Raw genomic sequence first — 21607 nt, 5'->3', positions numbered from 1 at the left:
CTATTCGTCTTCTGACGACAGGGACCGCCGGTGCGATATCCGTCGATAGTTGAACCAAGCTATGCCGAGACAAAGCGATCCGAACAGGCAAAAGCCAAGAAGCGAGTTTTCCTTATCATTATAAAATTCTTTAAATAGAAACATGCTTTGAAGGAAACTCAAATGCGACAACGATTTCATAATATAATAAACAACATATCCCCCATAGTATCCGACAGCAATTAATTCAATCACGTGTTGAACCTTATGAGAATCGTGGATTTTTCTCTGGATCTTTTCGATACTTTTCGTATTCCTTTCAAAACCACTGAATCTAAGAATATTTGACTTTCGTTGCATTTTATTTCGTAGCGATTCTAACCGGTCACCGACTCGGCCGATGAAATCATATGCCGAGTAAAGTCTTCGACGAACAAATTCATCGTAAGGTTGCCAGCCTTCTATTCTTAAAACTCTTAAATCGGCAACTATATTCTTGAACGAAGAGGCATGAAATGCTGATCTGTATACACGATACATTAAACCCCCATATAGTTCTGCTCCTACTTCGTCGATTTCTCGACTGAGATTTCTTAACGCTTCCTCATTATCCGCTTCATCGACTCTCCGACCAATTCGACGAATCTCGAGGCTGCTCTTCCGAATGCGTTGTAGATCCCGCAGGGCGAGTAAACGGGCGGTTCCGAGAGTATTTATCCGTTGTACGAGCCGACCGATTTGCCATCGATTAATGTCGGCTACCGACACGGCAAAGACGACGGGAACGGTTATGGATCGGTTGGGTACACGATTGCCAGCTACAACAGTAGAGCCCAGTGGCGAAACGTAAACGGCTCGCCGACCGATCATGGTACAGGCGATCAGCTCCCGCATGTGGAGGCGTGGATCGCCGAGCACGAAAATCGGCAATAGCCGGTCTAGAGCATCAGCTTGCGTTTGTTGCGTGAAGCGCTTTCCGTTGTTTCGTGCTCGCCGGTGGCGACTTTTCTCGCCCAAGTCAAAAGTTCCCTCATCGAGGTAGGGAAGAACAATTCCACGAAAGTCGGCAAATACCCTAAGTTCGGAATTCGCCCAGCATTCGAAGTCGTTGAACAATTCTCTACCCAAAGTATTCCAGAATTCATCCTGAAAGAAGTTTCGCGAGTTGATGGCAGCCTGCCGACCGTTTTCATCTTTGTTGCCGGAGACGTACTGAAAATATGAACCGAAATAGAGATCGGCTTCGGCGCGTAGACTGGATTGGCTGGATTCATCAAATAGCCGAAAATGATCGGGCATCGGATTCTTGTCTGGCGGTCTCTTTGAAAAATCAGCAATGACCGTAACCGTAATGTAGTCGCTATGCACTTCTACGATCAGCTTAATTAGGATACCGCTGTAGACACAAAATAACGTCTCAGTGTCGGTGGCCGACCAATCCTCATTAGCTGAGCTTAGAGTTTCGCCTTCTGCCACGCGTCCTGAAGACAGTGGAACTGCCGATTTTGCGGGGGGGAAGTAGATGCTTTCGTCGCCTGCGTCTGCCGAGCCGCCAGCCACGCATCGCTTGTCGATTTCGTGCAAGATTTGCCGGGCATTTTCCAAGATGATGCGGCGTACGTTGCGGTCTTCCTGATGGGGCGGATCAATCGGGTTTTCAACGAACATCCCGAGATGCCAGACTAGGCTCGGTGCACCTACGGCGACAGCGCCCCTCTTGTGGGCTTCGTCTCCCAATTCTGAGTATTCTTTTGAATAAACAAGCCGTCCGAATGCGCCCATTACTCGACTTCAAAATTTCTCTAAACGAAAGTCAACATGTAAGTTACCTACTCCGCCGCCTCGATGCGCTTGACCGGACGGCGTTCGAGCAGGTCACGCAGGAACTGGCCGGTATAGGAGCGGTCGGCTGCCACGATGTCCTCCGGCGTGCCCTCGGCGACAATCTCGCCGCCACCGTCGCCGCCCTCCGGGCCCAGATCGATGACCCAGTCGGCGGTCTTGATGACCTCCAGATTGTGCTCGATCACCGCGACCGTGTTGCCCGCATCGACCAGTTCGTGCAGCACTTCCAAGAGCTTGGCCACATCGTGGAAGTGCAGGCCGGTGGTCGGCTCGTCGAGAATGTAGAGCGTGCGGCCGGTTGCCCTGCGCGACAGCTCCTTGGCCAGCTTGACGCGCTGCGCCTCGCCGCCCGACAGGGTCGTCGCCTGCTGGCCGACCTTGATATAGCCGAGGCCGACGCGCTCGAGCGTCGCCAGCTTGTCGCGCACGGCGGGCACCGCTGCGAAGAACTCCACGCCTTCCTCGACGGTCATTTCCAGAACGTCGGAGATCGACTTGCCCTTGAACTCCACCTCCAGCGTCTCGCGATTGTAGCGCTTGCCGTGGCAGACATCGCAGGTCACGTAGACGTCGGGCAGGAAGTGCATTTCGATCTTGGTGACGCCGTCGCCCTGGCACGCCTCGCAGCGTCCGCCCTTGACGTTGAAGGAAAAGCGCCCGGGCTGATAGCCGCGCGCCTTCGCCTCGGGCAATTGGGCGAACCATTCGCGGATCGGCGTGAAGGCGCCGGTATAGGTCGCCGGGTTCGAGCGCGGCGTGCGGCCGATCGGCGACTGGTCGATGTCGATCACCTTGTCGATATGCTCGAGCCCCTCGATCCGCTCATGTTCGGCGGGGGCCTCGCGGGCGCCGTTGATGCGCCGCGCGGCCGCCTTGTAGAGCGTTTCGATCAGGAAGGTGGACTTGCCGCCGCCCGAAACGCCGGTGACGCAACTGAAGGTGCCGAGCGGCAACGCCGCCGACACGTCCTGCAGATTGTTGCCGCGCGCGCCGACGACCTTGATCGCCCGGTGTTTGAGGTCTACCGGACGGCGCTCGGCCGGCACGGCGATGCCCTTGGCGCCCGAAAGGTACTGGCCGGTGAGCGAGGCGGGATTGGCCATGATCTCGGCCGGCGTGCCCGACGCCACGATGTGGCCGCCATGGATGCCGGCGGCCGGGCCGATATCGACCACATGGTCGGCGGTCAGCACCGCGTCCTCGTCATGTTCGACGACGATGACCGTGTTGCCGAGATCGCGCAGATGGCGCAGCGTATCCAGAAGCCGCGCATTGTCGCGCTGGTGCAGGCCGATGGACGGCTCGTCCAGCACGTAGAGCACGCCCGTCAGGCCCGAGCCGATCTGGCTGGCAAGGCGAATGCGCTGGCTCTCCCCGCCCGACAGCGAGCCCGAGCCGCGCGACAGCGTCAGATAGTCGAGGCCTACGTCGTTGAGGAATTTCAGCCGGTCGCGGATCTCCTTGAGGATCCGCACCGCAATGGCGTTCTGCTTGTCGTTGAGCGCGTCCGGCAGGTCGGCGAACCAGTCCTTTGCCGCGCGGATCGACATGGCCGAGACCTGCGAGATGTGCAGCCCGTCGATCTTCACCGCCAGCGCCTCGGGCTTGAGCCGGTGACCGTTGCAGACCGAGCAGGGGTTCTGCGCCATGTAGCGCTCGATCTCCTCGCGCATCCAGGCCGAATCCGTCTCGCGCCAGCGGCGCTCCAGATTGCCGATCACGCCCTCGAAGCTTTTCCTCGCCTTGTAGGTGCGCAGCCCGTCATCATAGGAGAACTCGATCTCCGCGCCGCCGGTGCCGTAAAGGATCGCGTTCTGGCTCTCATCGGTCAGGTCGGCCCAGGCATCGGTCAGCTTGAAGCCGTAGGCCTTGCCGAGCGCGGTCAGCGTCTGCGTGTAATAGGGCGACGGATTGGTCGATTTCGACCAGGGCGCGATCGCGCCCTTTTTCAGCGTCAGGCCCGGATCGGGGACCACAAGCGACGGATCGACGCCCTGTTCGGTGCCGAGGCCATCGCAATGCGGGCAGGCGCCGAACGGGTTGTTGAACGAGAACAGGCGCGGTTCGATCTCCGGAATGGTGAAGCCGGAGACGGGGCAGGCGAACTTTTCCGAAAAGACGATCCGCTCATGGGTGTCGTTCTTGGACTTGTTGGCCGAACCCTGACTGGTCTCGGCGTCGGGCAGGGGCCTGTCGGCATATTCGGCGACCGCCAGCCCGTCCGACAGGCGCAGCGCCTGTTCGAGCGAGTCCGCCAGCCGCGCGGCCATGTCCTCGCGCACGATGACCCGGTCGACCACCACGTCGATATCGTGCTTGAACTTCTTGTCGAGCGCCGGAACGTCGGCGACCTCGTGGAACACGCCGTCCACCTTGACCCGCTGGAAACCCTTCTTCATCAGCTCGGCCAGTTCCTTGCGGTACTCGCCCTTTCGCCCGCGCACGATGGGCGCCAGCAGATACAGCCGCGTGCCTTCCTCGAGCGCCAGAATGCGGTCGACCATCTGGCTGACCGTCTGGCTCTCGATCGGCAGGCCCGTCGCCGGCGAGATCGGCACGCCGACGCGGGCAAACAGAAGCCGCATGTAATCGTAGATCTCGGTCACCGTGCCGACCGTGGAACGCGGATTGCGGCTGGTCGTCTTCTGCTCGATGGAGATGGCCGGCGACAGACCGTCGATCTGGTCGACATCGGGCTTCTGCATCATTTCGAGGAACTGGCGCGCATAGGCCGAGAGGCTTTCGACATAGCGGCGCTGGCCCTCGGCATAGATCGTATCGAACGCCAGCGAGGACTTGCCCGAGCCCGACAGGCCGGTCATCACGATCAGCGCGTCCCGCGGCAGGTCGAGATCGACGTTCTTGAGATTGTGCTCGCGCGCGCCGCGAATCGTGATGAATTTCTGGTCGGTCATGAAAGTCTGTTCGGGTGTGATGGTCCGGTCGATGCCGGCGCTGGAAAAACGATCCCTAATGTAGGCCCCTAAGGCGCCATGTCGACCCGCCCGTGACGATATGCTGACAGGAAACACCGCATCTGTGGATCACCGGGGCGGTTGACATTGCGTTTCCGCCAAAATAGAACAAAAAGGGAACTTATTGCAAGCGTCGCACGTTACGCGGGGCGCGCCCGGAAAAGTCCCTGTGGACAGCGGGCGGCCGTCTTCATCGGCCGTGCGCGAAGGCCTAGGATGCGCCAAACAGGCATTGGAGTGCGAACATCATGGCAGGCAGCGTCAACAAGGTTATTCTCGTCGGCAATCTGGGGGCGGACCCGGAGATTCGGCGGCTGAATTCGGGCGATCCGGTGGTCAATCTGTCGGTGGCAACGTCCGAGACATGGCGCGACAAACAGTCGGGCGAACGCCGCGAGCGCACCGAATGGCATCGTGTGGTGATCTTCAACGAGAATCTCGCCAAGGTGGCCGAGAACTATCTGAAGAAGGGCGCCAAGGTCTATATCGAGGGCCAACTGCAGACGCGCAAATGGACCGACCAGAACGGCCAGGACAAATACACGACCGAGATCGTGCTGCAGCGCTTCCGCGGCGAATTGCAGATGCTCGACAGCCGCGCCGACGCCGAAGGCGGCTATGGCGGCCGCGGGCAGGGCGGCGGCTATGGCAATGACCGCGTCGGGCAGGGCGCCGGCGGCATGGATCGCGGCGGCGGTCAGCAGAGTGGCGAGCAGGGCGGCAACGACTTTGTCCGCGATCTCGATGACGAGATTCCGTTCTAGGACCCGCAATACCGTGCGCGCCGAGGCGGGATCGGGCTTCGCCTTCATGCCGGTGGCGCGGGAGTTCGCGCTCAGGCCGCTGTTCGCCGTCAGCGTTCTGGCGCTTTTGCTTGCCATGTCCGCGATGGCGCTTGCGGGCGAAGCCGATGTGGTCGGCGTCGAGGCGCGCCAGGCCGACAGCGGCACATGGCGGTTCGACGTGACCGTCGCCCACGCCGACGAGGGCTGGGACCATTATGCCGATCTGTGGGAGGTCGTCGGCCCCGACGGCGCGGTGCTTGGCAGCCGCGTTCTGGCGCATCCCCATGTCGACGAGCAGCCCTTCACCCGCTCGCTGTCCGGCATTTCGATTGGCGAGACCATCGGGTCGGTGACGGTGCGCGCCCGCGACAGCGTGCACGGTTTCGGCGGTGCGGAGATGAATGTCGATCTCGACGCGCTGCGCTGAGCCAAGGCCGAACGGGCAGGCGGTCAGGCGGCCATCAGCGTCCTGACGCCGTCGGCGACGAACTGCACGGCCAGCGCCGACAGGATGACGCCCAGAAGCCGCGTCAGCACCGACCGGCCCGTTTCGCCCAGAAGCCGGTCGACCCGTTCGGCCAGGATGAAGATTACCCAGGTGACCGCCAGGATCGCGGCGACGATGCCGATCAGCGCGCCGCGTTCGACCGGACCGGCGAAATCGCCCGACAGAAGCACCAGCGCCGAGATCGCGCCCGGCCCGGCGATCAGCGGGATGGCCAGCGGAAAGACCGCGACCGAGCGCACCTGATCGGCGGAGATCGCCCGTTCGGCGGTGTTTTCGTGCCGTTCCTGCCGCTTTTCAAAGATCATCTCGAAGGCGATCCAGAACAGGAGCAGCCCGCCGGCGACGCGGAAGGCCGCCAGCGTGACGCCGAACAGGTTGAGGATCGCCGTGCCGAGAACCGCAAACAGCACCATGATCACGAAACCGATCAGAATGGCGCGCGTGCCGACCTCGCGGCGCTGCGAACGGTCCATGCCGCCGGTCACCGCCAGAAACAGCGGCGCCAGCCCCACCGGATCGATGGTGACGAGCAGCGTCACCGTCGCATTGATGATCAGGTCCGCGTCCATGGCGATCGCCTACACCGGGGACTGCGCGCCGGCAATCGAAATCCCGCTCCGCCGGCGATCCGTGCCCATGGCCGGTCACGGCGCGAAACCCGCGTTTTCATCTGTGTGCGGGCGCTTGCCCAACTGCCTGTGAAAAAGCGCCCAAATATCTTGGAAATCTTGGTTTTTGGCGCTTCAGGCACTATGTTCAGCGGAACGATTCTCACACGGGAAACCAGCGTTTGAACGACGAGACACCCCCCGGCGCCGATGGCGGCGCCGGAGACGGCATCGAGCCGATTTCCATCCTCGAGGAGATGCAGCGGTCCTATCTCGATTACGCGATGAGCGTGATCGTCAGCCGGGCGCTGCCGGACGTGCGCGACGGGCTGAAACCGGTGCACCGGCGCATTCTCTATGCGATGCATGAGAGCGGTTATCACTGGAACCGCAAATATGTGAAATCCTCGCGCATCGTCGGCGACGTGATGGGTAAATATCACCCCCATGGCGACTCCGCGATCTACGACGCGATGGTGCGCATGGCGCAGGACTGGTCGCTGCGTGTGCCGCTGGTCGACGGGCAGGGCAATTTCGGCTCGATCGACGGCGATCCGCCGGCGGCGATGCGCTACACCGAGTCGCGGCTGCAGAAGGTCGCCCACGACCTGCTCGAGGACATCGACAAGGACACTGTCGATTTCCAGGAGAATTATGACGGCTCGGACTCCGAGCCCGTCGTCCTGCCGGCCCGCTTCCCCAACCTTTTGGTCAACGGCTCGGGCGGCATCGCGGTCGGCATGGCGACCAACATTCCGCCGCACAATCTGGGCGAGGTGATCGACGGCTGCATCGCGCTGATCGACAATCCGGCGATCTCGCTGATCGAGATGATGGCGCACATTCCCGGCCCCGATTTCCCGACCGGGGCGATCGTGCTTGGCCGTTCGGGCATCAGGAGCGCCTATGAGACCGGGCGCGGCTCGATCGTCATGCGCGGCAAGACGCATATCGAACAGCGGTCGGGCGACCGCGAGTCGATCATCGTCACCGAAATTCCCTATCAGGTGAACAAGGCCTCGATGATCGAGAAGATGGCCGATCTGGTGCGCGACAAGCGCGTCGAGGGCATCTCCGACATTCGCGACGAGAGCGACCGGCAGGGCTATCGCGTGGTGATCGAGCTCAAGCGCGACGTCAACGCGGACGTGATCCTCAACCAGCTCTACCGCTTCACGCCGCTGCAGACCTCGTTCGGCGCCAACATGGTTGCGCTCAATGGCGGCAAGCCCGAGCAGATGAACCTGCTCGACATGCTGCGCGCCTTTGCCGCCTTCCGCGAGGTCGTCGTCAGCCGCCGCACCAAATATCTGCTGCGCCGCGCCCGCGAGCGCGCCCATGTGCTGGTCGGCCTTGCCATCGCGGTCGCCAACATCGACGAGGTGATCGCGCTGATCCGCGCCGCGCCGGACCCCGCGACCGCGCGCGAACAATTGATGACGCGGCGCTGGCCGGCCAAGGATGTCGCGCCCCTGGTGGCGCTGATCGACGATCCGCGCCACATGCTCAACGAGGACGGCACCTACCATCTGTCCGAGGAGCAGGCGCGCGCCATTCTCGATCTGCGGCTGCAGCGCCTGACCGCGCTCGGCCGCGACGAGATCGCCGACGAACTGAACACGATCGGCGAGCAGATCCGCGACTATCTCGACATCTTGTCGTCGCGCCAGCGCATCCAGCAGATCGTCAAGGACGAGCTTTCCGCCGTGAAAGACGAGTTCGGCACGCCGCGCCGCACCGAACTGGCCGAGGGCGGCCCGGACATGGACGATGAGGACCTGATCGCGCGCGAGGACATGGTCGTCACGTTCTCGCACCAGGGCTACATCAAGCGCGTGCCGCTCGACACCTATCGGGCGCAGCGCCGCGGCGGCAAGGGCCGGGCGGGCATGTCGACCAAGGACGAGGATTTCGTCACCCGGCTGTTCGTCGCCAACACGCACACGCCGATCCTGTTCTTTTCCTCGCGCGGCATCGTCTACAAGGAAAAGGTCTGGCGCCTGCCTGTCGGCACGCCGCAGTCGCGCGGCAAGTTCCTGCGCAACATGCTGCCGCTTGAGGCCGACGAGCGGATCACCACGATCATGCCGCTGCCCGAGGACGAGGAAAGCTGGGCCGATCTCAATGTGATGTTCGCGACGACGTCCGGTTCGGTGCGCCGCAACAAGCTGAGCGACTTCGTGCAGGTCAACCGCAACGGCAAGATCGCCATGAAGTTCGAGGATGGATCGGACGATGCGATCCTGAGCGTTGCGACCTGCTCGGAGGATGACGACGTTCTGCTGACGACCGCAAAAGGCCAGTGCATTCGCTTCCCGGTCACCGACATCCGCGTGTTTGCCGGCCGCTCGTCGACCGGCGTGCGCGGCATTGCGCTGGGCGCCGGCGACCATGTGATCTCGATGACAATCCTCGGCCACACCGAGGCGACGCCGGGCGAACGCACCGCCTATCTCAAGCGCGCCAGCGCGCTGCGCCGGGCCGATGACGGCGCCGAGGACGAGGCCGCACCCGCCATCGCCGACGAGGAGGAGGGCGCGACCGACGTGGCGCTCGACGATGATCGCTTCAACGCTCTGGCGGCGCGCGAGCAGTTCGTGCTCACCGTCAGCGAGTTCGGTTATGGCAAGCGCGCCTCGTCCTATGATTTCCGCGTCTCGGGGCGCGGCGGCAAGGGCATCAAGGCGACCGACACCTCCAAGGCCGGTGACATCGGCGATCTCGTCGCCGCGTTCCCGGTCGACGATGGCGACCAGATCATGCTGGTGACGAATGCGGGACAGGTGATCCGCGTGCCGGTCGGGGGCATCCGCTTTGCCAGCCGCGCCACCAAGGGTGTGACGATCTTTTCGACGCGCGAGGGCGAAAAGGTCGTCTCGGTCGAACGCATTCCGGAAACCGAGAATGGCGATGGCGAAGATGATGAAGCCGCGCTAGAAACGGGTGCCGAAGACACGGTTGAAGGCACGCCGGAGTAAGCCGCCATGATCGACTGGCCGACCCTTGTCGCCTATACGCTTGCCTGCGCGCTGATCGTCATCGTGCCGGGGCCGACCGTCACCGTGATCATCGCCAATTCGCTGCGAACCGGCGCGCGCTCGGGGCTTGCCAATGTCGCGGGCACGCAGGCCGGCCTTCTGGTCATGATCGGCGTTCTGGCGCTGGGGCTCGAAACGGTCGTCTCGGTGATGGGCGAGATGTTCGTCTGGCTCAAGCTGGCCGGCGCGGCCTATCTGATCTGGCTCGGCATCAAGCTGTGGCGTTCGGACGGTTCGCTTGGCGATCCTGACGCGAAGGATGTGGCGGAGCGGTCGCTGCGCGGCTATTTCTGGCAGGGCTTCTTCGTCATCTGGTCCAACCCCAAGGCGCTGTTCTTCTTCGGCGCCTTTATCCCGCAATTCATCGTGCCCGAGGGCAATGCCGCGTTGCAGACGCTGCTGCTGGGCCTGATCTTCATGGCTGTGGCAACGGTGCTCGACGGCGCCTATGCGCTCGCCGCCGGCAAGACGGGGGGACTTCTGAGCCGCCGCAACGTGCGCATCCTCGAGAAGGTCTCGGGCACGTTCCTGATCGGCGGCGGCATCTGGCTGGCCCTGTCCAAGCGGACGGCCTGACGCCGGCGCTTAGCGCGGCTCGCGCAGCACGACGATCTCGACCGTTTCGCCCGCTTCCGCCGCTGGCGCGTCCGGCGCCCGGACGATCAGCGCGTCCGCCGCCGCATAGAGCCGGATGATCGAGGAATCCTGATTGTCGAAGGCCGTTGCGACAAGCGCGCCGCGCTCGTCCCGCTCAAGGCTTGCGCGCATATAGTGTTCGCGTGGGCCGGTCTTGCCGATCGGGGCGCCGAGCCGCGCCACTGTCCGCCGCTGGCTTTGCGGGCGGCCGCCAAGGGTCTCGAGCAGCGGCACGACAAACAGATGCGTGCAGACGAGGCTGGAAACGGGATTGCCGGGCAGGCCCAGCACGCGCATCGCGCCGAGCCGGCCGAACATCATCGGCTTTCCCGGGCGCATCGCGATCTTGTAGAAATCGAGGGTCATGCGGCGCCCGGTGAAGACGGGGCGGACGAGATCGTGATCGCCGACCGAAGCCCCGCCCAGCGTGATCAGAACGTCGCATTTGGCGGCGAGCGCCGCGTCCAGCCTGGCTTCGAGCGAGGCGGCGCTGTCGCGCGCAATGCCAAGGTCGATCACTTCGGCGCCGGCGTCGCGGGCGATCGCGGCAACGCCATACCCGTTGGATGCAACGATCTGGCCGGGCCCGGTCTCGTTGCCCGGAGCGACCAGTTCGTCGCCGGTGGCCAAAACGCCGACGATCGGGCGACGGATGACGGGCAGGCCGGCATGATTGCCGGCGGCGGCAAGGCTCAGATGGCCGGCATCGAGCACCGTGCCTTTTTCGAGCAGCACATCGCCTTCGGCAAAATCGAGCCCGGCAGGGCGCAGATAGCGGCCGGCCACCACAGGTTCCAGCGCGCGGATCGCCTGTTCGCCGGCGGGCTCGGCATCTTCCTGGATCAGGATCGCATCGGCACCGTCGGGCAGCGGCGCTCCGGTGAAGATGCGGACGGTCTGGCCGGGCTCCACGCGACCGGAAAAGACCTCGCCGGCGGCAACCGCGCCGATCACTTCCAGTGTTGCGGGCGTCCCGCCGACATCGGCGGCGCGCACCGCATAGCCGTCCATGGCCGAGGCGGTGAAGGGCGGCTGGGTGCGCAGGGCGGCGATGTCGTCGGCGAGAACGCGGCCCCTGGCGTCATGCAGCGCTACCGTTTCGGTTTCGAGCGCGCCTGCATCGGCGAGAAGCCGTCCAAGCGCGTCGGCGACCGGCATCATCGCCATCAGCGCTTGTCCGCCGCCGCATCCGGACGACGCCATTCGCCGGACTTGCCGCCGGTCTTTGAAAGAAGGCGAATGTCCTTGATCTCCATCGCCTTATCGAGCGCTTTTGCCATGTCATAGATGGTCAGGCAGGCGACGCTGACGGCGGTCAGCGCTTCCATCTCGACCCCGGTCTTGCCGGTAACGCGCACGGTGGCGCGCACATCAAGACCACCGCTGGCCGGTTCGATTTCGACGGTCACCTTGGCGATCGGCAGCGGGTGGCACAGCGGAATCAGATCGGATGTCTTCTTGGCGGCCATGATGCCGGCCAGCCGTGCCGTGCCGATCACGTCGCCCTTGGCCGCGTCGCCGGCAAGGATCGCGTCGAGCGTCGCCGCTGCCATCGCAACATGGCCTTCGGCGGTTGCCTCGCGCACGCTGTCCGCCTTGGCCGACACATCGACCATGTGCGCGGCGCCGCTGTCGTCCAGATGGGTGAGGGGCGTATCGCCCATCTCAGGCCGCCGCCGTCTGCCGGGTGAGCAGCGCGCGTGTAGCCGCCGTCACGTCGGTCTGTCGCATCAGGCTTTCGCCGACCAGAAACGTGGTGATGCCGGCGCGCGCCAGCCGCGCGCAATCCTCGGGCGCGAAGATGCCGCTTTCGCCGACCAGCAGCCTGTCATCGGGCACCATCGGCGCCAGATGCTCGCTGGTCGCAAGATCCACCTCGAAGGTGCGCAGATTGCGGTTGTTGATGCCGATCAGCTTTGAATCGAGGCGCAATGCGCGCTCCATTTCCGTGGCATCGTGCACCTCGACCAGCGCATCCATGCCCAGATCGAAGGCGGCCTGCTCGAGATCGCGCGCCAGCGCGTCGTCGACGCTCGCCATGATGATCAGGATCGCGTCGGCGCCCCAGGCGCGCGCTTCGAGCACCTGATAGGTATCGAACATGAAGTCCTTGCGCAGCGCGGGCAGGGCGGTCGCGCCACGCGCCACGGTCAGAAAGTCCGGTGCGCCCTGAAACGACGGCGTATCGGTCAGCACCGAAAGACAGGCCGCACCGCCCGCCTCATAGGCCCTGGCGAGTGCCGGCGGATCGAAATCGGCGCGGATCAGTCCCTTGGAGGGGCTGGCCTTCTTGATCTCGGCGATCAGGCCATATTCGCCGGCAGCGGCCCTGGCGCCCAGCGCATCGGCAAAGCCGCGCGGCGGTCCGGCGTCGGCGATCCGGTCTTCGAGCGCCGATACCGGTACGGCGGCCTTGGCCGCGGCGATCTCTTCGCGCTTGTAGGCTTCGATCTTGCGCAAAATGTCGGCCATGGCTCAGCCCTTCCCCGTCGAGATGGCGACGACCTTGTCCAAGACGGCTTTGGCGCTGCCATCGTCGAGTGCGGCCTGGGCCTTCGTCACACCCTCGGCTATGTCGCCGGCAAGACCGGCCACCACCAGCCCGGCGCCCGCATTGAGGCAGGCAATGTCGCGATAGGCGTTGTGGGCGCCTTCGAGCACCGCGCGCAACGCCGCGGCGTTTTCGGCCGGTGCACCGCCCTTCAGGTCGTCGGGTCTGGCGCGCGGCAGACCGGCATCCCCGGGTGCAAGCGTGAAGGTATGCACCGCGCCGTCCCTGAGTTCGGCGACCATCGTCTCGCCGGCGGTGGTCAGCTCGTCCAGCCCTTCGCCATGGACCACCCAGACATGTTCCGATCCGAGCGCCTTGAGCACATGGGCGAGCGGTTCGACCCAATGGGGGGCGAACACGCCGACAACCTGCCGCGACGCGCTGGCCGGGTTCGACAGCGGGCCGAGCAGGTTGAAGATGGTGCGCGTGCCCAGTTCGACCCGGTAGGGGCCGACATGGCGCATCGCCGGATGGTGGACCGGCGCGAACATGAAGCCCAGGCCGGCCCCATCGATGCAGCGCGCGATCGTCGCCGGTTCGGCCTCGATGTCGACGCCCAGCTCGGCCAGCGCATCGGCGGCGCCCGATTTTGACGACAGCGACCGGTTGCCATGCTTGGCGACATGGGCGCCGGCGCCCGCGGCGATGATCGCGGCAAGCGTCGAGACGTTGTAGGAGCCGGAGTTGTCGCCGCCCGTGCCGACAATGTCGATCACCGGCTTGTCGGTCTTCACCGGCCGCATCTTGGCGCGCATTGTGGCAACCGCGCCGACGATCTCATCGACCGTCTCGCCGCGGACCCTCAGACCCATCAGGAACCCGCCGATCTGCGCGGGCGTCGCATCGCCCGACATGATGATGTCGAAGGCCTGACGCGCCTCGTCGCCTGTCAGCGGATGGCCGTCGGCAGCCTTGGCGATCAGCGGTTTGATGTCGGCCATGTCGGTTCGCCTCAGGTGCCCGCGTCGAGCGCGCGCTCGAGCGCGGTCGGATAAAGCGTCACCGGAAACTCGCTTTGCAGCCGGTTGACCATCTGGTTGAGCAGATCGTCGGCCAGATTGCCGCCGAGATTTGCGCGCAGCGACGGATCGATGCTCTCGGCGCCGCCGAGCGGGTTGGTGATCTGGTCGACCCGGAAGACCAGCCGCCGGTCGCCGGTCGCGCCCTCGGCGATGTCGACGCCGCGCGGGCCGACACCGAATACCGCCGCAAGGGCCGCTGCGCCGAAATCGGCATCTTCGCCGCTGCGCGACAGGCCGAATTTGACATCGGCGCGATAGCCATTGTCGGCGGCGATCGTTGAGGGATCGCCGCCATCGCGCAGGGCTTGCGCGACCGCGTCGGCGGCTGCATCGAGCGCGTCTTCGATCTGCGCGGCCTGCCAGTCGGCGATCACCCGGTCGCGCACCTCGTCGAGCGTGCGGTCCCGTTCGGGGTCGATGCCGGTCACCTCATACCACAGGAAACCTTCGCGGCCGGCGTCCAGCGGCCGCGATTCCTCGCCGATCTCGGCGGCGAACGAAGCCTGCAGCAGCGCGCCGGCTTCCGGAATTCCCTCGACCGGCTGGCCATCCTCGCCATTGCCGTTCGCATCGATAGCGGGAAGCGTTTCCATGGCGATTCGCTGCGTTGCGGCGGCTTCGGCCATGGATGACCCGCCGGCACGGGCATCCTCATATCCGTCATGAATGTCGAGCAGCACGTCACGCGCTTCCAGCGCGGCCAGTTCTTCGCGAATGCCGTCTGCCACCTCGTCGAACGGCTGGACCCGCTCGGGCTGAATTTCCGTCACCCGCACCAGCACCGAACCGAAAGCGCCGTCGACCACGTCCGAGATATCGCCTGCCTCGGCAAGGCCGAACGCCGCTTCGGCCACTGCCGCGTCGGGAACGTCGGCACGCTCGAGCGTGCCGAGCGACGCGTCGGCCATCGTGCGGCCGGTGTCCGCAACCGCGTCCTCGAAGCTCTGTCCGGCAAGGATGCGCTCGCGCGCGGCCTGCGCGCTGTCTTCATCGGCAAAGACGAGCTGCTGGATCGTGCGGGTTTCGGGTTGCGCGTAGCGGGCGCGATTGTCTTCATATTCGGCGCGCACGGTCTCGGTATCGATCGCGCCGGGATCGGCGATGCTCTCGGGCGTCAGCAGTACATACTGGATGGTCCGGTATTCCGGTGCGCGGTAATCGTCCTTGTTCTCCTCGAAGAACGCTTCCAGCGCAGCCTGATCGGGCGTGCCCGGCGGCGTCAGCGCCGACGAGTCGATTTCCACGAAGCTGACATCGCGGGTCTGGCCCTGATAGCGATGAACGGCCTCCAGGAAGGTGTCGGGCATCGTGATGCCGTCGGCGACCGCCTCGATGATCTGCTGGCGGATCGCGGCCTGTTCGCGGTCGACGATATAGTCGGCCTCGGTCATGCCGACCTCGCGCAGAATCAGGCGGAACTGACTGCGGTCGAAGCGTCCGTCCAGCCCCTGGAAGGCCTGGTCCTCGGCGATCAGGCCGGCCAGCCGGTCCTCGGACAGGCCAAGTCCCATGACGCGTGCCTGCTCGTCGAGCACGGCCGAGCCGACCATGCGCGCCCGCACCGCATTGTCGATGCCCAGAAGGCGCGCCTGTTCGCGCGTCAGCCGGGTGCCGAACTGTTGCGACTGGATCGCAAGCTGGCGGTCATAGGCGAGGCGGTACTGCTGCGCGGTGACCGACGTTTCGCCGGCCTCGATGACGACATTGCCGCCACCGCCGCCCAGGATCTGGTCGGAAATGCCCCAGACGGCAAACGACAGGATCAGCAGCAGCAAAAGCAGTTTGGCGACCCATGTCTTGGCCGCATCGCGCAGGGAACCGAGCATTTAATCCACCGGTTGAGTTTCTTGCGCCTTCTTAGGTAGCCAATGCGGCCGATGCAAGCGCCGGCGGATGGCGCGGTCATGGCCCGCACGGGGCTTTTTTTGCGGCGTCAAACACGCTAGCAGGCGGCAACCGAACCTGGAGAGACCGACCATGGCCGACCGCGTCCGCCCGCTGATCGCCGGAAACTGGAAGATGAACGGCACCGCAGCCGAATTGCCCGAACTCAAGCGGATCGCCGACGGTGTTGACGGCACCCGGTCCAGTTCGCCCTACGACGCGCTGATCTGCGTGCCGGCGACGCTTATCGACCGGGCGATCAAGACAGTGGTCGGCTCGCCGCTCGCCATTGGCGGCCAGGATTGCCACGGTGCCGAGAGCGGCGCGCATACGGGCGACGTCTCGGCGGCGATGCTCGCCGATGCGGGCGCAACCCATGTCATTGTCGGCCATTCGGAACGGCGTGCCGACCATGGCGAGACCGATATCGACGTGATGGACAAGACGCTGGCCGCCCATGCCCAGGGACTGACGGCCATCGTCTGCGTCGGCGAAACGCGGCAGGAGCGCGAGGACGGCCAGGCGATGGATGTGGTCGACACCCAGCTTGCGGGCTCGCTGCCCAAGGATGCGGAGCCCGGAAACACCGTCGTCGCCTATGAGCCGGTGTGGGCGATCGGCACCGGCCTGACGCCGTCGCTGCACGATATCGAGGCAATGCACGATCACATGCGCCAACGTCTGCGTGAACGCTTCGGCCCGGCCGGCGCACGCTTCCGGCTGCTTTATGGCGGGTCGGTCAAGCCGGCCAATGCGGGCGAAATCTTCGGGATTTCCTCGGTGGACGGCGCGCTGGTCGGCGGGGCGAGCTTGAAATCGGACGACTTCCTTGCCATCTGCGCGACAGTGCAGGCGCGCTGATCACGGGACGGGCATCGGCCCGGCCTTGGCAGGGCGTGGCAATCCATGTACAGACGCGCCAATTCATCCATCGGCCCCGACATCGCATCCGCGCCGAAGACGGAAATCCTTGATCCATGCAGACCATCCTGATCGTCATTCACCTCATGATCGTGATCGCGCTTGTCGGCGTCGTGCTGTTGCAGCGGTCCGAAGGCGGCGGCCTGGGCATTGGCGGCGGCAACAATGCGATGAGCGCGCGCGGTCAGGCCAATCCGCTGACGCGGCTGACCGTCATTCTGGGCGCCGCCTTCTTCGTCACCTCGGTGAGCCTGGGTCTTCTGGGCCGCTACGGCACCGACCCGACCGACGTTCTCGACCGCATTCCGGCGATCGGCGAGTCGATCGACGCCGAGACCGGCGAGCCGGTGCCGGGCGAGGGCGGGGTGCTCGATCTTCTGGGCGGTGAAAGCCCGTCCTCCGACGTGCCTTCGGGCAGCGAGGTGCCGGCGGGCGGCGTACCCTCGGGCGGCGGCGCATCGGGCGGCGTCCCCAACAACTGACCGGTCGATCGGCGGCGGGCTTGTCGCCGGCCATCCTTTCTGTTCGCAACACGATTTTTCCTTTGCGGAATCGCATCCGCCCCTCTAAGCGTGAGGTCCCATGGCACGGTACGTCTTCATCACCGGTGGCGTGGTCTCCTCCCTTGGAAAAGGCATTGCTTCCGCCGCTCTGGGCGCGCTTCTGCAGGCGCGCGGCTATTCGGTCCGGCTGAAAAAGCTCGACCCCTATCTCAATGTCGATCCGGGCACGATGAGCCCCTATCAGCACGGCGAGGTGTTCGTCACCGACGATGGCGCCGAGACCGATCTCGACCTTGGCCATTACGAGCGGTTCACGGGAAGGTCGGCCAACAAGCACGACAACATCACCACCGGGCGCATCTACCAGAACATCATCACCAAGGAGCGGCGCGGCGACTATCTGGGCGCGACGGTGCAGGTGATCCCGCACGTCACCGACGAGATCAAGCAATTCGTGGTCGAGGGCAATGAGGGCTACGATTTCGTCCTGTGCGAGATCGGCGGCACCGCCGGCGACATCGAGGCGATGCCCTTCATGGAGGCGATTCGCCAGCTCGGCAACGATCTGCCGCGCGGCAACGCGGTCTATGTCCATCTGACGCTGATGCCGTGGATTCCGGCGGCGGGCGAACTGAAGACCAAGCCGACCCAGCATTCGGTCAAGGAGCTGCGCTCGATCGGCATCGCGCCCGACATATTGCTGGTGCGCGCCGACCGGCCCATCCCCGAAGCCGAGCGGCGCAAGCTGTCCCTGTTCTGCAACGTGCGCGAAAGCGCCGTCATCCAGGCGCTCGACGTCAAGAACATCTACGACGTGCCCAAGGCCTACCACGGCGAGGGGCTGGACGCCGAAGTGCTCGCCGCATTCGGGATCGAGCCGGCGCCCAAGCCCCGCATGCATGTGTGGGACGATGTGTGCGCCCGCATCCACAATCCCGAAGGCGAGGTCACCATTGCCGTCGTCGGCAAGTATACCGGCCTCAAGGACGCCTATAAATCGCTGATCGAGGCGCTTCACCATGGCGGCATCGCCAACCGGGTGAAGGTCAACATTGAATGGATCGAATCGGAGATCTTCGACAGCGAGGACGCCGCGCCGCACCTTGAAAAGGTGCATGGCATCCTGGTGCCGGGCGGCTTCGGCGAACGTGGCGCGGAAGGCAAGATCAAGGCGGCCAGCTTCGCCCGTGAGCGTAAAGTGCCCTATTTCGGCATCTGCTACGGCATGCAGATGGCTGTGCTGGATGCGGCGCGCAACCTGGCCGGCATCGATGACGCCGTCTCCTCGGAGTTCGAAAAGCCGGGCACCAACGTGGTCGGCATCATGACCGAGTGGCTGAAGGGCAACATGCTCCAAAAGCGCACGCGCGAGGGCGATCTTGGCGGCACGATGCGGCTTGGCGCCTATGACGCGGTGCTCGAAGAGGGCAGCCGGATTGCGTCCATCTACGGCGATACGCGCATCTCCGAGCGCCACCGGCATCGATACGAGGTCAATATCGAGCACAAGGACGCGCTGGAGCAGGCCGGCCTGACGATTTCCGGCCTGTCGCCGGACGGCGTGCTGCCCGAGACGATCGAATATGCCGACCATCCCTGGTTCATCGGCGTGCAGTATCACCCCGAACTCAAATCGCGCCCGTTCGAGCCGCATCCGCTGTTCGCCAGCTTTATCGAGGCGGCGATCGGTCAAAGCCGGTTGGTATAGTCGTCATCCGCCGGCCCAATATTCCGGGGTTCGGCGGTTTACTTTGCCGAAACCCTATCATGTTTCCCTGTCTTGCTGAGGAGCGGGGGAAACCGAGTGACACGGGCCAAGGGCAGCTATCTGGTCGACGACTATCTCGAGGTCGCCGATTTCTGGGCCTGGGAAACGGACGAGAACCTCGTCCTGACCTATCTCAGCAACGGGTTCTCCGAGCTGACCGGTCTGCCGGCCCGCGATTTCATCGGCCGATCGCGCTCGCAGATTGCCACCCGCGATCTCGATGCCGACATCTGGACCGAACATCGGCGGACGCTCGAAGAGCGCCGGCCGTTCCGCCGTTTCCGCTATCCGCTGGAAGCCAGCGACGGCTCCGTGCGCTGGTTTGAATCGAACGGCATTCCCCACCACGGCCCCGATGGCCGTTTCGTCGGCTATCGCGGCGTCGCGCGCGATATCACCGAGCAGATGCGGGATCGGGCGTTGCTGGCGGCGACCGGCCGCGAGGCAAAGCTGCAGCAGACCCTTCTGGCCCATATCGAGCGGGTGTCGCGCATCGGCGCCTGGCGCTGGGCCGTCGGCGACGGACACATCTCGATGAGCGACGAGATCTACCGCATACTGGGGGCGCCGATCGGCGCGCCGATGACGCCGGAAATGTCGAAGCGTCCGTTTGCGCCGAAATCCCGCGCGGTTTTCCAGGCCGCGATCGCCGAGGCCATCAGGCACCAGCAGCCTTTCGATCTGATTCTCGAGCTGGATGCTTCGGCCAGCGCGCATCGATGGGCCCGCGTGATCGGCGAGCCGGAGGTGGTGGACGGGCGCACGGCCCGGCTGTTCGGCACATTCCAGGACGTGACCGAGCAGCGCGAACAGGAGCTGAAGATGCGGCACCTGGCGCTGACCGACGCGCTGACCGGGATCGCCAATCGCGCCGCCTTCAACGAAAAGCTGGACGAGGTGGCGGAAAAGGCGGCCAGGAGCGGCCGCAGTTTTCTGCTGTGCGTGATCGATCTCAACCGTTTCAAGCAGGTCAACGATCAATACGGCCATGATGTCGGCGATCAGGTTCTGGTGCGTTTTGCAGACCAGTTCGGGTCGGCCTTGCCGCAGCACTGGTTCTTCGCGCGGATGGGCGGCGACGAGTTCGCCGTCCTGATCGGCGACGGGCACAGGTCGATCGAACTGACGTCTGCCGTCGATACGCTCTATGAGGCGCTGCAGCACGAAGTCGAGATCGCCGATGTCAATGTCACCGTGCAGGCCACCGCCGGATACACCGTCGCACCGACGCACGGCACCGACGTGCAGGCCTTGCTGCGGCGCGCCGATCTGGCGCTTTACGACGGCAAGCGCGACGCGGCGACCAATCTGAAGTGTTACGAGCCGGAAATGGAGGAAAGCTTCCATCGGCGCGTGCTGGTCGTCCAGGAGTTTGCCGATGCGCTGAAACAGGGGCGCGTGGTGCCCTGGTACCAGCCGGTTGTCGAACTCTCGAGCGGCCGGATCACCGGGATGGAGGCGCTTGCGCGCTGGGATCATCCCGAACAAGGCATTCTGACCGCCGGCCAGTTCGTCGAGGTCTTCGACGATGCAAGGGTCAGCGTGGAGTTGAGCAATGCGATGCTGGAACAGGTCTGCCTGGACATGGCGGACTGGCAGCAAAAAGGCGGCTCCTTCGGCCGAATCGGGATCAATGTCACGGCGGCGGTGCTGCGCCAGCCCGGCTTTGCGCTGCGGGTGATCGAGGCGCTGTCGCGCCATGGCCTGCAGCCGCACAATTTCATCGTCGAAGTCACCGAAACGACGATCATCAGCCATGCCGCGCCGGCGGTGACGGATCAGCTCAGGCATCTGCGGGAAGCCGGCGTCTCGATCGCGCTCGACGATTTCGGCACGGGTTACTCCTCGCTGACCCACCTCAAAAGCCTGCCGTTCAACATCCTGAAGATCGACAAGTCCTTTATCAAGGATCTGTCGCGCTCGGCGGCCGACCAGTCGATCGTCCGTTCGCTGATCCATCTGGGTCGAGACCTTGGCTATACGACGGTGGCGGAGGGCATCGAGGTGCAGGCCGAAGCCGAATTGCTGCGCAGGATCGGCTGTGAAAGGGGGCAGGGGTTCCTGTTCCACAAACCGATGCCCAAACGCGATGTCGATGTTCTGATCGGTGCCGATGTCCGCAGGGCCGCCGAGCCCGCCCGATAGCGTCCGGAGCGCGCCGCGCATCATCTTGCCTTGCTATTGGCACAATTACCCGCCATATGGGGGCATCGACACTTTTTGGCCCGACGTACTTTGGCCTCGCGTTATCCACGCCTGCTGACGTTCTCACTTCCAAAAGACGACTCGATCGGAAAGCGGCCCGGCTTGGCCGCACGTCAATAAGCGTTCAACGAAAAGGATTACGCAAATGGCAACAGGTACCGTCAAGTGGTTCAACGCCACCAAGGGTTTTGGTTTCATCGAGCCTGAAGCAGGCGGCAACGATGTGTTCGTGCACATCTCCGCGGTTCAGCGCGCCGGCATGCACGGCCTCGACGAAGGCCAGAAGATCAACTACGAGGTGGTTCAGGACCAGCGCTCGGGCAAAAGCTCGGCCGACAATCTGACCGCGGCCTGATCGACCCACATATCCCATAACGGG

Annotated in this window: 17 protein-coding genes; 9 read left to right on the top strand and 8 right to left on the bottom strand. The window is 64.2% G+C overall.

Annotated features, from left to right (window positions below; all coding sequences use genetic code 11):
- Complete coding sequence (locus ACOQOU_RS01150; RefSeq protein WP_306025624.1) at positions 1-1761, bottom strand: DUF3422 family protein; 1761 nt, start codon at positions 1759-1761, stop codon at positions 1-3.
- Positions 1762-1808: 47 nt separating this feature from the next.
- Positions 1809-4739: an excinuclease ABC subunit UvrA gene (gene uvrA / locus ACOQOU_RS01145; protein WP_306025623.1), complete on the bottom strand. Its 2931-nt coding sequence runs from the start codon at positions 4737-4739 to the stop codon at positions 1809-1811.
- A 308-nt stretch (positions 4740-5047) separates the two neighbouring features.
- Between uvrA and ssb the strand changes: the two genes are divergently transcribed.
- A complete protein-coding gene (ssb, locus tag ACOQOU_RS01140) occupies positions 5048-5563 on the top strand; it encodes a single-stranded DNA-binding protein (protein ID WP_306025622.1) in 516 nt (171 codons plus the stop codon).
- A gap of 13 nt (positions 5564-5576) precedes the next feature.
- Positions 5577-6011, top strand: a complete 435-nt coding sequence (locus tag ACOQOU_RS01135; protein WP_306025621.1) for a hypothetical protein — start codon at positions 5577-5579, stop codon at positions 6009-6011.
- 23 nt (positions 6012-6034) lie between these two features.
- On the opposite strand, the gene ACOQOU_RS01130 is transcribed toward ACOQOU_RS01135, so the two are convergent.
- Positions 6035-6661, bottom strand: coding sequence for a MarC family protein (locus ACOQOU_RS01130; protein ID WP_306025620.1), 627 nt, complete (start codon positions 6659-6661; stop codon positions 6035-6037).
- Positions 6662-6957: 296 nt separating this feature from the next.
- On the opposite strand from ACOQOU_RS01130, the gene gyrA reads away from it, so the two are divergent.
- On the top strand, positions 6958-9678 hold the full coding sequence (gyrA, locus tag ACOQOU_RS01125; protein WP_420578895.1) for a DNA gyrase subunit A: 2721 nt from the start codon (positions 6958-6960) through the stop codon (positions 9676-9678).
- A 6-nt stretch (positions 9679-9684) separates the two neighbouring features.
- Positions 9685-10314, top strand: coding sequence for a LysE family translocator (locus tag ACOQOU_RS01120; protein WP_109767091.1), 630 nt, complete (start codon positions 9685-9687; stop codon positions 10312-10314).
- Positions 10315-10323: 9 nt separating this feature from the next.
- Here ACOQOU_RS01120 and glp read toward each other — a convergent pair whose 3' ends face one another.
- From glp to ACOQOU_RS01095, 5 genes are read right to left on the bottom strand one after another with little or no spacing between them, the layout of a single operon-like run.
- Positions 10324-11541: a gephyrin-like molybdotransferase Glp gene (glp, locus tag ACOQOU_RS01115; protein WP_306025618.1), complete on the bottom strand. Its 1218-nt coding sequence runs from the start codon at positions 11539-11541 to the stop codon at positions 10324-10326.
- Positions 11541-12038, bottom strand: a complete 498-nt coding sequence (gene moaC / locus ACOQOU_RS01110; RefSeq protein WP_306025617.1) for a cyclic pyranopterin monophosphate synthase MoaC — start codon at positions 12036-12038, stop codon at positions 11541-11543. The genes glp and moaC overlap by 1 nt, the downstream gene beginning before the upstream one ends.
- A gap of 1 nt (position 12039) precedes the next feature.
- Positions 12040-12846 carry an indole-3-glycerol phosphate synthase TrpC gene (gene trpC, locus ACOQOU_RS01105; RefSeq protein WP_306025616.1) on the bottom strand — a complete coding sequence of 269 codons (807 nt, stop codon included), beginning with the start codon at positions 12844-12846 and terminating at the stop codon, positions 12040-12042.
- A gap of 3 nt (positions 12847-12849) precedes the next feature.
- Positions 12850-13866 carry an anthranilate phosphoribosyltransferase gene (gene trpD / locus ACOQOU_RS01100; RefSeq protein WP_109767094.1) on the bottom strand — a complete coding sequence of 339 codons (1017 nt, stop codon included), beginning with the start codon at positions 13864-13866 and terminating at the stop codon, positions 12850-12852.
- Between the two features lie 11 nt (positions 13867-13877).
- The gene (locus ACOQOU_RS01095; protein WP_306025615.1) at positions 13878-15773 is read right to left on the bottom strand and encodes a SurA N-terminal domain-containing protein; all 1896 of its coding nucleotides are present in this window, start codon (positions 15771-15773) and stop codon (positions 13878-13880) included.
- 151 nt (positions 15774-15924) lie between these two features.
- On the opposite strand from ACOQOU_RS01095, the gene tpiA reads away from it, so the two are divergent.
- The 5 genes from tpiA (at position 15925) to ACOQOU_RS01070 (ending at position 21583) form a co-directional block, all read left to right on the top strand.
- Positions 15925-16692, top strand: a complete 768-nt coding sequence (tpiA, locus tag ACOQOU_RS01090) for a triose-phosphate isomerase (RefSeq protein ID WP_306025614.1) — start codon at positions 15925-15927, stop codon at positions 16690-16692.
- A 116-nt stretch (positions 16693-16808) separates the two neighbouring features.
- Positions 16809-17234 (top strand): preprotein translocase subunit SecG, encoded by a 426-nt coding sequence (gene secG, locus ACOQOU_RS01085; RefSeq protein ID WP_109767097.1) that lies wholly within the window; start codon positions 16809-16811, stop codon positions 17232-17234.
- Between the two features lie 100 nt (positions 17235-17334).
- On the top strand, positions 17335-18963 hold the full coding sequence (locus ACOQOU_RS01080; protein WP_306025613.1) for a CTP synthase: 1629 nt from the start codon (positions 17335-17337) through the stop codon (positions 18961-18963).
- A gap of 96 nt (positions 18964-19059) precedes the next feature.
- Positions 19060-21168: a putative bifunctional diguanylate cyclase/phosphodiesterase gene (locus ACOQOU_RS01075; protein ID WP_306025612.1), complete on the top strand. Its 2109-nt coding sequence runs from the start codon at positions 19060-19062 to the stop codon at positions 21166-21168.
- 205 nt (positions 21169-21373) lie between these two features.
- Complete coding sequence (locus ACOQOU_RS01070; protein WP_109767100.1) at positions 21374-21583, top strand: cold-shock protein; 210 nt, start codon at positions 21374-21376, stop codon at positions 21581-21583.
- Positions 21584-21607: the final 24 nt, after the last annotated feature.

Origin of the sequence: Oceaniradius stylonematis (genome assembly GCF_965223445.1) — a bacterium.
GTDB classification, from domain to species: Bacteria; Pseudomonadota; Alphaproteobacteria; order Rhizobiales; family Rhizobiaceae; genus Roseitalea; species Roseitalea stylonematis.
Note: the sequence above shows the minus strand (reverse complement) of the source record. Positions and strands in the feature narration are given on the sequence as shown.